General features: G+C 39.5%; 13 protein-coding genes. 8 read left to right on the top strand and 5 right to left on the bottom strand.

Features of this window, described 5'->3' with window-relative positions; translation table 11 throughout:
* The first annotated feature begins 16 nt into the window (after window positions 1-16).
* On the top strand, window positions 17-1,336 hold the full coding sequence (locus H8R91_RS08705; RefSeq protein WP_186935700.1) for a serpin family protein: 1,320 nt from the start codon (window positions 17-19) through the stop codon (window positions 1,334-1,336).
* On the opposite strand, the gene H8R91_RS08700 is transcribed toward H8R91_RS08705, so the two are convergent.
* The 4 genes from H8R91_RS08700 to H8R91_RS08685 all read right to left on the bottom strand — a co-directional run bounded on the left by H8R91_RS08700 (window position 1,337) and on the right by H8R91_RS08685 (window position 6,299).
* Window positions 1,337-3,655, bottom strand: coding sequence for a serine/threonine-protein phosphatase (locus tag H8R91_RS08700; protein WP_186935699.1), 2,319 nt, complete (start codon window positions 3,653-3,655; stop codon window positions 1,337-1,339).
* A 417-nt stretch (window positions 3,656-4,072) separates the two neighbouring features.
* A complete protein-coding gene (locus H8R91_RS08695; protein ID WP_186935698.1) occupies window positions 4,073-5,086 on the bottom strand; it encodes a sugar-transfer associated ATP-grasp domain-containing protein in 1,014 nt (337 codons plus the stop codon).
* 286 nt (window positions 5,087-5,372) lie between these two features.
* Window positions 5,373-5,642 carry a zinc-ribbon domain containing protein gene (locus tag H8R91_RS08690; protein ID WP_022235006.1) on the bottom strand — a complete coding sequence of 90 codons (270 nt, stop codon included), beginning with the start codon at window positions 5,640-5,642 and terminating at the stop codon, window positions 5,373-5,375.
* 60 nt (window positions 5,643-5,702) lie between these two features.
* Window positions 5,703-6,299: a sigma-70 family RNA polymerase sigma factor gene (locus tag H8R91_RS08685; protein ID WP_186935697.1), complete on the bottom strand. Its 597-nt coding sequence runs from the start codon at window positions 6,297-6,299 to the stop codon at window positions 5,703-5,705.
* A gap of 206 nt (window positions 6,300-6,505) precedes the next feature.
* Between H8R91_RS08685 and H8R91_RS08680 the strand changes: the two genes are divergently transcribed.
* From H8R91_RS08680 to H8R91_RS08665, 4 genes are all read left to right on the top strand, one after another.
* Window positions 6,506-8,035: a YifB family Mg chelatase-like AAA ATPase gene (locus tag H8R91_RS08680; RefSeq protein ID WP_186935696.1), complete on the top strand. Its 1,530-nt coding sequence runs from the start codon at window positions 6,506-6,508 to the stop codon at window positions 8,033-8,035.
* An 89-nt stretch (window positions 8,036-8,124) separates the two neighbouring features.
* Window positions 8,125-8,319 (top strand): hypothetical protein, encoded by a 195-nt coding sequence (locus H8R91_RS08675; RefSeq protein WP_186935695.1) that lies wholly within the window; start codon window positions 8,125-8,127, stop codon window positions 8,317-8,319.
* Window positions 8,320-8,697: 378 nt separating this feature from the next.
* Window positions 8,698-9,753, top strand: coding sequence for a hypothetical protein (locus H8R91_RS08670; RefSeq protein WP_022234474.1), 1,056 nt, complete (start codon window positions 8,698-8,700; stop codon window positions 9,751-9,753).
* Between the two features lie 216 nt (window positions 9,754-9,969).
* Complete coding sequence (locus H8R91_RS08665) at window positions 9,970-10,461, top strand: magnesium chelatase subunit ChlI family protein (protein ID WP_186935694.1); 492 nt, start codon at window positions 9,970-9,972, stop codon at window positions 10,459-10,461.
* Window positions 10,462-10,582: 121 nt separating this feature from the next.
* Here the strand turns inward: H8R91_RS08665 and H8R91_RS08660 are convergent, their stop codons facing one another.
* Complete coding sequence (locus H8R91_RS08660) at window positions 10,583-10,834, bottom strand: type II toxin-antitoxin system RelB/DinJ family antitoxin (RefSeq protein ID WP_022235009.1); 252 nt, start codon at window positions 10,832-10,834, stop codon at window positions 10,583-10,585.
* Between the two features lie 269 nt (window positions 10,835-11,103).
* Between H8R91_RS08660 and H8R91_RS08655 the strand changes: the two genes are divergently transcribed.
* From H8R91_RS08655 to H8R91_RS08645, 3 genes are read left to right on the top strand one after another with little or no spacing between them, the layout of a single operon-like run.
* Entirely contained in the window at window positions 11,104-11,547 is a 444-nt protein-coding gene (locus tag H8R91_RS08655; RefSeq protein ID WP_366477388.1) for a CtsR family transcriptional regulator, read from the top strand.
* An 18-nt stretch (window positions 11,548-11,565) separates the two neighbouring features.
* The gene (locus H8R91_RS08650) at window positions 11,566-12,066 is read left to right on the top strand and encodes a UvrB/UvrC motif-containing protein (RefSeq protein WP_022235011.1); all 501 of its coding nucleotides are present in this window, start codon (window positions 11,566-11,568) and stop codon (window positions 12,064-12,066) included.
* A 2-nt stretch (window positions 12,067-12,068) separates the two neighbouring features.
* Window positions 12,069-13,067 (top strand): protein arginine kinase, encoded by a 999-nt coding sequence (locus H8R91_RS08645; protein WP_186935692.1) that lies wholly within the window; start codon window positions 12,069-12,071, stop codon window positions 13,065-13,067.
* The last annotated feature ends 30 nt before the right edge of the window (window positions 13,068-13,097 follow it).

The following is a 13,097-nucleotide window of genomic DNA, read 5'->3' as shown; positions in this document are numbered from 1 at the left end:
AGGACCGTTCAAATAAATGAAAAGAACTATATCAGCCCTGCTTTGCGCAGGCTTAATCGCAGTAACATTTACAGCCTGCTCAAGTGCAGACAGCTTTTCAGACAAGGAAAATCTTTCAAAAAATGTTGAAAGAAACAGCGATACTGAAACCACATTTAATTATTCCGACGGAGCAGTTAGCGCTCCTACGGAATATAATTCTTACTCAAGCGAAGTAAGTGATTTTGAATTAAAACTTTTCCGTAACTATTACAAAAACAATTCCGATAAAAAGAGTTTTGTGTTTGCGCCTGCCAATACTGCTCTCACACTCGGATTACTTGCAAACGGTGCCGCAAAACAAAGCCAGACAAATATTGTCAATGCGCTGAGTGATGAGCTTGTACTTGATTCCGAAAATCAATGTTCGTCATATTTTCAGAGTAGACTTAAAGCCTTTTCTTCTGACGGCACAAATACAGATGAAAACGGTAAAAATTCAGAAAAAGCTTATGTAAAACTTAATCAATCAATGTTTTTTAACGACACGGTTGATATAAGAAAGAATTTTCTGAAGGCAAACGCTGACTTTTACGGAGCAAATATTTTCAGATTTGTATTTTCAGATGAAAACGCAGTTAAAAAGGTTAATTCCGTACTCGGCGAAAATGCCGTGACTTCTCTTGACAACTCAAATAACCTTTTCTGTACAAGCACATCGGATATATATGACGAATGGCTTAACGCTTACGAAAAAGACGCTGTTGCGGACGGTACTTTTTACTCCGAAAGCGGCGAAAAAACAGTAAAATATATGACCTCTGCTGAAAATTATATTCATACAGACAAAGCGCAGGGCATTATAAAATATATGCGCAACACACCTGTAAAATTTGTTGCAATTATGCCAAATGAGGATACTTCGCTTGAAAGCTACATATCCTCAATGACATATCTTGAGTATTCCGATATGCTCGACAGCTTTAAAATAACATCTCTTACAAATGCCTCTGTTCCCGAATTCAGTATAAAGTCAGACGGCAAACCTACAAGCCTTAAATCCGAACTTGAGAATTGCGGCCTTGCGGATATATTTACCGACAGCATTAACCTTTCAAATATCACTCTTTCAGATGACCTTTTCGTAAATGATATTTCTGAAATTCAGCCGTCTGTTACCGTAAATTCAGCAGGTATCGGCGGCGGTGAAAGCGTTAAAGCAACAGTTACCGCAAACACACTTAAATCCGACTCCAAAACAACCGACAGCAGTCTAAAGTTTGACCGTCCGTTCATATTTATGCTTATAGATAACGAAAGCAACATTCCGCTTTACATCGGAACAGTTGATTTCTGATTATTCGTTATCAGTCAATTTTACAGCAAGCACCGTAATGTCGTCATCGTGACCGTCATTGCGGTGCTTTATTGCTTCTGCAACAACCGCCTGCGCAAGTTCCTGTGTGCTGCCCTTGTTCCATGTTCTTATAAGATTTTCAAGCCATTTTTCGTTACCTGATAATACACCGTCAGACACCATAACCACCACATCTCCTGTTGTCAAGTTGACCGTATCGGTCGAAAATTTAATATTGTTGAGTATTCCGGCAGGAAGTGACGGCATTTCTTTTGCAATCACTCTGCCGTTTTTCTTTATATAGGTAAGCGGTGCACCTGCTTTGTTAAGAGTTACTCTTCCGCTGTACAAATCTATTTTTGCCACATCAACGGTTGAAAGCGATTCGTCCTCGCTCTTTACCATAAGTGCGGAATTTACAATCTGCAGTGAGCTTTCCGGTGTAAGTCCGGACTTGAGAAGTCTTGTCATAATAGAAGTTGCCATATTGCCGTCAACCGCCGCTCTGCCGCCTGTGCCCATACCGTCACACACAATGGCATAAGTATTGCCTGTGCCGTCGTTAAAATAATTAAGGCAGTCGCCGCAAAGTTTGCCACGATTTGCAATATGCTGTTCCGTACCTATTTCCACATCGTAAACAGGCATTTCGCAGAATTTTGCCATTATACTGCCGCCCTCTTTGGTAATAAGAGGCAAATCAAATCTTCTGCCGCAGCATTTTGAAATTTCACGCATTAACTGTCCTTTTGAAAAGCGCTTTGATTTGGGAGAAATTGAAAGTTCAACATTCATTCTTCCGCCCGAAGTTATAAGGCAAATACATTCCATGGGAATAATTCCGACAGCCGACAAAACGGAAATTACCCTTTCTGCCGCCTCGGTGTCACATTTCATTGCGCTTTTAAATTCATCAGATAAATCGGATAAAATATCCCCGATTCCCGAGAATTGTCCCGCAACGACACTGCGTACATCATCTACCCTGCGTTGAGCCTCCAGACAAGAAATATATTCCCTGTAATTGCTGTTCATACTGTCGGCTATCTCACGCTTTTTGCAGCACTTTTTGACAAAGACCTCCTCAATATCGTTTTCACTCACTCTTCCCTGTTGTTCAAGCCTTTCCTCAAGGCGGCGAAAATCATCATAGGTCACTCCCTCCTGTTTATCGTGACAGTAAACTTTTAATCCACAGCCTGAACAGACATTTTTCCTGACATTGTCGCATACCATATCAAGTGTGGGCGAATACAGCCTTTTAAGTCTGTCGGATACTCCGTTGACATCGTTTTTAACATTATTAATGGCTTTTGAGGCAAAATCAAGCCTCATAACCACATTTTTCCTCAAAGTTTCACCGAGAGAAGCATTTTTTTCATGAGAAAAAACAGGTGCAATAAAATTACCTACTTCTTTGGGCAGAATCATAAAAATGACAGACGCCGTAAAACTTTCTATAAGTACCTCGGCAAGAGCCACCCTGTCGCTGAAAGCAAGGCACATAACCGCATCGGAAATCATAAACGCTATTACGCAGGCAAATTTGCCGACAGTCGAAAACAATCCTGCCATAAGTCCGCCAAATGCGTATCCTCCGCAGATAAAGCCTTGATTTCTGCTTGCAATACTGAATATTGCTCCCGTTGCAATTCCGCAGACAGAACCGCCTGCAACACCCCCGTATCTTGCACAAAGCAAGGTAACAAGAACGGCAAGTATTCTGCCGACAGAAATGCCCTCAATGGCAACACTGCCGAACGATAGCATTAAAACACAGCCTGTAAGCACAAGACTTGCGGTTTCCTGTTGGGAAAATGCGGCAATACTGCGTCTTTCGGTTGAAAGCCTTACCGTACTGCTGAAAAAATAAGCCGCCGTACCTGCAAGCACCGCCTCTATAATGCAGTCGGTAAGCGAGGAAAGCGTGCTTGTGCTGACAAATGTGAGTACAATACCCGTTGCAAGAATAGGCAAAAATGCAACAAGCGGAGCAAAAAGTGCGCTGTTCTTCACCCTTTTTATATCGCTTGTAAGCCACCTTATACCTCCTATCGCAACCACAACAGCTATGTACCTGAAGCTGTCCGAGGGCGTAAGCAAAATATAGCCAAGCCCTGTGCCTGCAAGTGCCGACAGCAAATATTTTTTTGGTACAGCCGCCGCAAAAGACGCTCCGAAAGGAGATAGATTTCCAAGCATTGCCCCCTTTGACACAAGAACACCGCTGACAAAATATACTATGTTTGTAATCACCGTTCTTGCAAATTCAGCCGAGCCATCAAAATTTTTGCGAACCAGAGCTTTTTTTGCCTCCATTTTTAACATCCTTTTCTTTTTTATATTATAATAGATAGCATTGTCTGCAACCTTTACCTATATTATAAAATTTTGCACTCAATCGTTTTGTCAGTATGTGGAAGGCAGTTTATATATTCTTTTGTAGAAATAATATTGCTTGCTAAATTAATTAATTTATATTCGGTAAATATAACTCTTATGCTTATTTTTATCAGTATTTAAGCCGTTATTAAGTAATTTTTAAACATTAACGCAATCAAAGAGTTAAATAATTTTATCTTACTGCATTATGTCACAATAAATACAGAAAGCGCAAAAAAGCACAGCTGTCATAATGACAGCCGTGCTTTTTGATATTATATGTTAAATTTTTTGCAAAAAAATCAGAATAAAAATTTTAAAATCTGACACCAAGCCGACAATTTGCCATATAATTTATATTCCCTTAACATATTGTCTTAGTGTCGGTAAAAAGCCGATTTTATCGGGTGCTTGCAACGGCATTTGCGGTAAAGCGTCGTGTCCGGGCATATTATTTGCCTCAATAAACAACGGTCCGTTCTCTGTAATTGCAACATCCCAACCGATATATCCGAGTTGCGGTAGTTTTTCTGCCGCCTCACAACACATAGCTATTGATTCTTCCCAGAACGGAATTTGATAACCTTTAAGTTCACATCCCGAGCGTGGGTGTTTTTCGTAAACTTTTCTCTGTTTATCACAAGCAGGAAATGCAATTTTGCCCGTTTTCATATCAATAGGCGAATACATACCGCCTGCGTTAATATTATCTACAGGGCGATCGCTGTTGCCCATACGGATACACGCATATATAGCATTAGCCTTGCCATCTGTTAAAACAGTATAAACACGGATTGTGTTTACGGAATCGGGGTTGATTCTGCTCATATCGTGATGCTGTTTTACCACTTCTTCAACAATACTGATATGCCGTCTTTTCAGTTCGTCATACATATCGTCAAGACTGCCAAAATCCGCTTTTTTCAGCTTGTCTACACCTTTGCCGCAGCACAAATCATCAGGCTTACATATAATTTCGTCAAATTCCTGCATAAAATCAACAAATTCACTTTTACTGCATTTTGCAAAATTAAGCCACTTGCGGTGAAGATAATCGTTAAACATAGTGTAAAATTCAGTTTTATTATCAAGAATATGATAGTAATCAGGGTCATTCAAGAGCTTTACAACGGTATTGTTTATACCTCTTGTCACAAATGTTGCCCTCTGTTCGCTGTTGAGATTATAAAATTCACAAAGCAAATAATCCTTATATCCTGCGCCGTACTTAAATCCGCAGGAAACTATATCGGCGAGTATAACCGCTCTCGGTTTGCCTGAAAGTTTATGCACCTGCTTTACAGTATCAAAAAGTGCGCTGTAATCCATATGTGCAATACATCTTACAATATAGCCAAGCTTTCCCATTAAGAAAACTCCTTTATCACTTCAAAAATGTTAAAAAATTGTATCTAAATTATTACCGATTAGTAACTATTTTAAAGCCTGTATTACAAAATGTCAATAGAGATTTTGTGTTTTATATATGAAAGTTTTGAAAAGGAAAACTTACAAAAACATCATTAAAAAGAGAAAAACGGCGGATTTACAATGAAATCCGCCGTTCGTTACAGCTTAAAAAAATATACAAACTATATTGGTTTTAAAACAATGTCTTTTAAAATCGCTATAATAAATATAAGTCTGTCTGTTGTTACTTTCTCTTTGCAAAGCAATCGCTGCAGTAGTAAGACTTGCCTTCCATTGGCTTGAAAGGAATCTTTGCAACACCGCCGCACTCTGCGCAGGTTGTTTCAAAAAGTTCACGAGCCGGTTTAGCAGCATTCTTACGAGCCTGTCTGCAAGCTTTGCAACGCTGTGGCTCGTTTACGAAACCTTTTTCAGCATAAAATTCCTGCTCGCCTGCTGTGAAAACAAATTCATTTCCACATTCTTTACATACTAATGTCTTATCTTCGTACATTGTTTTTTACCTCACTTTTGTACTGTATAATTGTTTTGCCCTTTTGCGGAATTGCACCGCTTAATCTTTTAAGGACATATAATGTAAGGAAATTTTCTTTTTGGCTCTCTGCAACGCATTGTCGGCTGACTTTGCGGATATGCCAAGTTTTTTTGCAGCCTCAACATAACTCATTCCGCCGCAGTACAGCATCAGTACCGTATACTCTCTTTCCGAAAGCAAGGTTTTAAGTTCGTCTAAAAGCAAAGAATAATGTTCTTTTGCAAGCATCAGCTGCTCCGGGTCTGTACTTTCGCCCCCAAGCTCGTCGTTGTCTGCATCAAGCGACACAAGGCTTGAACTCGGCACGGCTTTTTGCCTTTGAGCTTTACGCACAATAGAAATAAATCTGCGTTTTGCAACAATATCAACATAACTTTTAAAAGAGGCTTTGTTGTTGCTGTCAAATGTTCGACAAGCGTACAAAAGTCCCAAAAGTCCTTCCTGAACAAAGTCGTTGCGCTCGTAACCGTCCGCAGAATATTTTTTTGCCAAAAAGCCAATATTTCGCAAGTATCTTAGCGTAAGCACATCAAAAGCACTGTCATTTCCGCTTTTTACAAGCTCTGCAAGCTTTGCATCCGAAAGCTCTGAAAGATTTTTTAACGATTCAGACACAAGCTCACCTCAAAAGACTTTTCCTTACTGTAAATAATAACCTATTTCCTTTTATTTGTCAATAAGAAAGTAAATATTATTTGTAAATTTTTTTAATCCGTTCGTCAATAATTGTGCAGAATTTACATATTTATATATTTTTTGACTTGTAAGCAAAAAGATAAAATGGTATAATATTATGTAGTTTTTAATAAGAGGTGCTTAAAATGGTTGTGAAAATTAACAGTTTCGGTCTTATGGGAATGGACAGCTATCCCGTAGAGGTTGAGGGCGCAATTAACAAAGGATTTCCCGCATTCGATATGGTAGGACTGCCGGATGCCGCCGTAAAGGAAAGTCGTGACCGTGTTAAAAGTGCAATGAAAAATTGCGGATTTAATTTTCCGACCGCACATATCACAATTAACCTCGCCCCTGCCGATATAAAAAAGGAAGGTCCTATATACGATTTGCCAATTCTTATTGCAGTGCTTAAGATGACAGGCGCTGTAGTTGCGGAAATTTCCGACTCGGCATTTTTGGGAGAACTGTCACTCGGCGGAGATGTACGACCCATAAATGGCGTACTCCCTATGGTAATAAAAGCCCGTGAACTCGGTTATCAAAAGATATATGTACCTTTTGCAAACGGTGCAGAGGGCGCAGTGGTTGACGGCATTGAAGTTTATCCCGTTAAAAATATTTTACAACTGATTGCACACTTGAGCGGCGATAAACCTATTGAACCTGCCGTTGCGGAAATTGATGAAGATAATACAGTCAAACAGTTTGTGCCCGATTTTTCACAGGTTAAGGGGCAGGCAGAAGTAAAAAGAGCACTGGAAATTGCGGCTGCAGGAGGTCACAACATACTGTTAATCGGTCCTCCGGGATCGGGTAAAAGTATGCTTGCAAAGCGTATTCCGTCAATTCTGCCCGATATGACATTTGAAGAAATGATTGAAACCACAAAAATTCATTCAATAGCAGGTTTGCTCGACAAAAACGGACTTGTACGCACACGACCGTTCCGTTCGCCGCATCATACGGTAACTGCCGTGGGTCTTGGCGGAGGAGGTACAGGAACAGTTCGACCGGGTGAAGTATCGCTTGCTCATAACGGCGTACTTTTTCTTGACGAATTACCCGAATTTTCCCGAATGTCGCTTGAAGTGCTCCGTCAGCCTATTGAGGACGGAAAAATTACGATTTCCCGTTCGCACGGAAGCTACACTTATCCTTGCACCGTTATGTTGGTTGCGGCAATGAATCCGTGCCCGTGCGGATATTTTAATGACCCGTCAGGAAAATGCACCTGTACTCCGCAAAAGATACATAATTACCTTAATAAAATCAGCGGTCCGCTGCTTGACCGTTTTGATATACATATAGAGGTATCGGCAGTTAAATTTGACGAGCTTAGAGATAAAGAACAGACGGAGCCGTCTGCCGAAATTAAAAAGCGTGTTGACAAAGCAAGAAAAATTCAGTCCGAACGCTACAAAGGCACAAGTACAAGCTGTAACGCAAATATAAATGCCGAACAGTTTGAAAAAGTATGTATTATTGATGACGAGGCGGAGCAAATGCTGAAAAGTGCGTTTGAAAGTATGGGAATGACCGCAAGAGCCTACGACAGAGTGCTTAAAGTCGCAAGGACGATTGCCGACCTTGATAACAGCGAAATCATTAAATCCGACCATATTCTTGAGGCAGTGCAGTATCGCAGTTTGGACAGAAAGTATTGGGGAAAATGATTTTCGGTTATAAAATTCAGATTGGATAATAAAAATTGTCTGACTGAATCGCAGATCAGATGCAGACAGCCATAGCGGAGAACAGCCGGATGGCACTTGAACAGAATGAATATGAGAGAAGATATGCTGACCTTACCGAAAGGTACAATACCATCAAAGCAGATTATGACAAGATTTCAGAACAGATTGAAAGCAAAAAGGCTCAGAGGGAATTATTCAAGGGCTTCATACAGGCTTTAGAAAAACAGGGTACTTTGATAGAAGAGTTCGATGAGGGACTTTGAAGCAGCTTGGTACAGGAAGTGGTGATAAATGCAAAGGATGATATACTATTCATCTTTAAGAACGGATTTAAGATAAAAACGAGATAAATTAAATCCTGATTTGACACATACATTATAATAGAAGAAAAAATTTAGAAATTTGATTATAAAAGGTCAGATTTGTCAGTAACCATCGGGCTTGTCGGGTTTGACCTTTTATATTATGGAAATATGACATAAAATGGATATGCGAATCTGCCGATATAAGGTATAATAAGTGTGTTGAGTTTTACAAATCGGAATTGACAGAGCTCTTTGAGCGAGGGATGATTCTTGTCCGATGGGCAAGAAGATGGGAGCAAGATACAGAAAAATTGGGATTTGTTTATGAGGTGACTTATGGATATAAAGATTGAAAACGGCAAAATCATTTTTAGCGAGAATAATATTAAATATTCTTTTGATGCTCACGGAGAGTATCCTCGTCCGTCAATAATGCCTGCAATCAGCGTTGGTGGAAAGCATTTGTCAAACAGAAGCGAGGATATAAAAATCGAAAAGCATACAGCCGTTCAGGACATTGCTATCGGAAATAATATGGCTGCATGGTATACTCAGGAATTTCTGCCCGACGGAGCCGATTACAAGTTAAGCAAAAAAGCAAGCATATATATTGGAGATTTCTCTACGGGAAAAGAAAAGCTGATATATAAAGGTGAATGTTACGGTGATCTTTGCTTTTACGAAAACGATTTGTTTTTCAATATAGGCAACAAAGTTGCTGTATATCACTTAAACAGCGGAGAATCCGAAGTATTGTTCAAGCATTCAGGCATCAAGAAAAGCGGCATAGACTTGCATATTACGCCAAAGCGTATCTTTTTTCAGCACTGGACACATAGTAATAACAATACAATGTGGTATGACCGTGAAACACAAAAACTTATCAATCCGCATTTTGATGGATCTGTTATGTTTTTCCTTGATGATGAAACAATTATCTACAAAGGTCTTAATCATACCTGGATTTATGATACTAATTCTATGAAAAAGAAATGTTTTTTCAGTAATAAAGACCGTAATAAGATAATTGAAATGGTAGGAATGTTTTTTGATATCCCTAAAGAACATATTAATAAATATACTTCTTCTTGGACAAAAATAGAGCTCAACGGTTTTGAGAATGGCAGATTATATTTTAAATGTTTCCTTGACTATTTTGAAGAAAGCTCTTCTTTTGAAGATGACCAAAGAAATTGTCATTCATTGGGGCTTCCATCAATAGCTCAAACGCAGATATCCTGCGATCTTTCCGGAAAAAACATTATAATAGAAGCAGACAAATCTGACATCGTAATTGAAGAAAAGCCATATAACACACTCCACATGGAGAAATTCGATTTCACAATGGTTACAAAAAAGGCTTTTCGCGACAAACAAGAAATTAACGAATAATCTATTGGTTGTTTATCATAGTGATAAATTCAAGTTTGTCGGGCTGACGAGATACAGAAAACTAGATAACAATAATCAACAGGCAGGTGGTCTTGTAACGAGACCGTCTGCCTTCTTTTATGCCTGCAAGTGCCATTTCTCAAGGGGTGTTCAAATGGACCCCTTTTGAACACTCCTAAGAAAATAAGGTTAAATTGTATCAAGTTCAGTGTTCCAATGAATCCGTGCCCGTGCGGATATTTTAATGACCCGTCAGGAAAATGCACCTGTACTCCGCAAAAGATACATAATTACCTTAATAAAATCAGCGGCCCGCTGCTTGACCGTTTTGATATACATATAGAGGTATCGGCAGTTAAATTTGACGAGCTTAGAGATAAAGAACAGACGGAGCCGTCTGCCGAAATTAAAAAGCGTGTTGACAAAGCAAGAAAAATTCAGTCCGAACGCTACAAAGGCACAAGTACAAGCTGTAACGCAAATATAAATGCCGAACAGTTTGAAAAAGTATGTATTATTGATGACGAGGCGGAACAAATGCTGAAAAGTGCGTTTGAAAGTATGGGAATGACCGCAAGAGCCTACGACAGAGTGCTTAAAGTCGCAAGGACGATTGCCGACCTTGATAACAGCGAAGTCATTAAATCCGACCATATTCTTGAGGCAGTGCAGTATCGCAGTTTGGACAGAAAGTATTGGGGAAAATGATTTTCGGTTATAAAATTCAGATTGGATAATAAAAATTGTCTGACTGACTATAAAATTATCATACTGTTATTAATATAAACAGCCACACCTTGCGGTTCTTTTTTGGCAAGGTGCGGCTGTTTTAATCTGTATTTGAATTAACCATTTCCGCAAAGGACGAATACTCCGGCTTTTTTGTAAAACTTTTCAAAGTATCAAAAAAGCCTTCTTCCTCACTCTCCCTTTTTATTTCAAACGGTATCTTCTGTTCTCGCAAGGACTGCTTTAAAAACAAATTAACCGCTGTTGACAAATCAAGCCCTAAATCCGAGTACAATTCCTGTGCCGATTTCTTTAACTCGCTGTCTATGTTTATATTTGTACTGACAATCATTTTATCACTTCCGTTTTTATTTACTATACTTATTATATGAAGTATTTTTCATTTGTATGTTTTTAAAAGTCAAGAAAATATCGGCAATTTTAAAAAAGGTCAGAAAAAGTCAAAAATATTTTAAAATTCAGTATTTGCGAGTATTCGAGAGTATTTGCGAGTATTTTTTAAATTAGCATTTGATTTTTGATTTTATTTGACTTTGACTTTCTCTGACTTTAGTTCTATAATAAAGTCACAATCTGAAAGAGAGGCGAGAAAAGATGAGAATGAGCGATTTGGTCGCTAAATATATTACAGAAATGCTTGACGAGCAGAACGGCAGTGCGGAAATTCAGCGAAATGAACTTGCGGGAAATCTTGGTTGTGTGCCAAGTCAAATAAATTATGTTATCACCTCACGCTTTACTCCGGAACAAGGTTACATTGTTGAAAGCAGACGAGGCGGCGGCGGTTACATAAGAATAAGCCGTGTAAGTATGGATAGAGGTACTGCTATAATGCATATAATTAACTCTGTAGGCAATTCGCTTGACAAAGCTTCTGCCGAGGCAATGCTTAACAATATGGTCAACAGGTCGATTATTGAACTTAGCGTTGCAAAGGTTATGGCGTCTGCGTTGTCGGACAGAGCGCTTCATACAGTCGAGCAGGAAAAAAGAGATTCGCTCAGAGCTGATCTTTTTAAGAATATGCTTTTAGCAATATCATAAAAGCAGGAGGTATTTATTATGAAATGTCAAAAATGCGGTGTTAATAACGCTAACACACATGTTAAATCTATAATCAACGGAGAAATCAAAGAATATGACCTTTGCAGTGAATGTGCAAAGAAAATGGGATACACAAATGTGTTCTCTGACATTGAGGATGAATTTTCAAACTTCCTCGGCAGTTTCTTTGGCAACGCACTTCCGGCAAGAACACAGGCAAGAAGATGTGAAACCTGTGGCAGCACTTATTCGGAAATTGCAAAAACAGGTCATGTAGGCTGTGCCGATTGCTATGATGTATTTGGCGACGAACTCTTCCCACTTATCAGAAGAATTCACGGCAACACAACACATTGCGGCAAGAACAGCGACAGAACGGTTCAGAAAGCCGAAAAGCACGAACCTACAAAAGAAGAAAAAATTGCTCAATTAAAAAATGAACTTGACGCAGCAGTCAAAGAACAGAATTTTGAAAGAGCCGCAGAATTAAGAGATACAATCAAAGGAATGGAGGCATAATAATGAGTGACAATTCAGTAATTTCCACAAGAGTAAGACTTGCAAGAAATCTAAAGGATTTTCCTTTTCCCTGCAAGCTTTCACCCGACGGAATGGAAAAGGTTATTGAAAAGGTAAGATCGGCTGTCAAAAACAGCAACAGCTCTATTGCCTCTGACTTTAAATTCATTAAAATGAGCGACCTCACCGAGGCACAGTGCGTATCGCTTGTTGAACGCAGAATTGTAAGTCCTGAGTTCATAAGCAATACAGAGGGCAGAGCATTGCTTGTAAATTCCGATGAAAGCCTTTCTATTATGATTAATGAAGAGGATCACATCAGAATACAGGCAATCACAAAGGGACTTGCACTTGAGCAGACATATGACCTTGTCGATAAGCTCGACACCTTGCTTGACGAAAGCCTTGACTTTGCTTTCAGCGAGAAACTCGGTTATCTTACCCAATGCCCGACAAACCTCGGCACAGGTATGAGAGCCTCTGTAATGCTCCACCTGCCTGCCCTTGAAAAGAGCCGAGCAATCGGCAGAATTGCAGGCAATCTTTCAAAACTCGGTCTTACCATAAGAGGCACTCATGGCGAGGGCACAGAGCCAAAGGGAAGTTTATATCAGCTTTCTAACCAGGTTACACTCGGCATCTCCGAAAAAGCTGCCATTGAAAACCTTAAAAATATAACATCACAGCTTATCTCGCAAGAGGAACTTGCAAGAGAGCGTATTTGTTCAAATATTGACATTCAGGACAGCATCAGCCGCAGCCTCGGCATATTGAAATATGCCCGTACAATCGCACACGATGAGGCTTTACAGCTACTTTCAAATGTTCGTTTGGGCATAGTTTCGGGACAGCTCAAAGATGTTCCTTTGCTTACAATCGACAAGCTGATGACAGATGTTGAACCTGCTACGCTTATGGTAAACAGCGGTAAAAATCTTTCCGCTGCACAGCGTGATGTGGCAAGAGCGGATTTGCTCAGAAAAGCACTTGAAGAAGTGTAAAAAATAATCAGTAAAAAATTATCGAAAGGA

It is taken from the genome of Ruminococcus intestinalis (assembly GCF_014288065.1).
Lineage (GTDB): Bacteria > Bacillota > Clostridia > Oscillospirales > Acutalibacteraceae > Ruminococcoides > Ruminococcoides intestinale_A.
Note: the sequence above shows the minus strand (reverse complement) of the source record. Positions and strands in the feature narration are given on the sequence as shown.

Excerpts from the sequence above, each read along its gene's own strand:
- H8R91_RS08705 (WP_186935700.1), top strand. The coding sequence starts at position 17 with ATGAAAAGAACTATATCAGCCCTGCTTTGCGCAGGCTTAATCGCAGTA.
- H8R91_RS08700 (WP_186935699.1), bottom strand. The coding sequence starts at position 3,655 with ATGGAGGCAAAAAAAGCTCTGGTTCGCAAAAATTTTGATGGCTCGGCT.
- H8R91_RS08695 (WP_186935698.1), bottom strand. The coding sequence starts at position 5,086 with ATGGGAAAGCTTGGCTATATTGTAAGATGTATTGCACATATGGATTAC.
- H8R91_RS08690 (WP_022235006.1), bottom strand. The coding sequence starts at position 5,642 with ATGTACGAAGATAAGACATTAGTATGTAAAGAATGTGGAAATGAATTT.
- H8R91_RS08680 (WP_186935696.1), top strand. The coding sequence starts at position 6,506 with ATGGTTGTGAAAATTAACAGTTTCGGTCTTATGGGAATGGACAGCTAT.
- H8R91_RS08675 (WP_186935695.1), top strand. The coding sequence starts at position 8,125 with ATGGCACTTGAACAGAATGAATATGAGAGAAGATATGCTGACCTTACC.
- H8R91_RS08670 (WP_022234474.1), top strand. The coding sequence starts at position 8,698 with ATGGATATAAAGATTGAAAACGGCAAAATCATTTTTAGCGAGAATAAT.
- H8R91_RS08665 (WP_186935694.1), top strand. The coding sequence starts at position 9,970 with ATGAATCCGTGCCCGTGCGGATATTTTAATGACCCGTCAGGAAAATGC.
- H8R91_RS08660 (WP_022235009.1), bottom strand. The coding sequence starts at position 10,834 with ATGATTGTCAGTACAAATATAAACATAGACAGCGAGTTAAAGAAATCG.
- H8R91_RS08655 (WP_366477388.1), top strand. The coding sequence starts at position 11,104 with ATGAGCGATTTGGTCGCTAAATATATTACAGAAATGCTTGACGAGCAG.
- H8R91_RS08650 (WP_022235011.1), top strand. The coding sequence starts at position 11,566 with ATGAAATGTCAAAAATGCGGTGTTAATAACGCTAACACACATGTTAAA.
- H8R91_RS08645 (WP_186935692.1), top strand. The coding sequence starts at position 12,069 with ATGAGTGACAATTCAGTAATTTCCACAAGAGTAAGACTTGCAAGAAAT.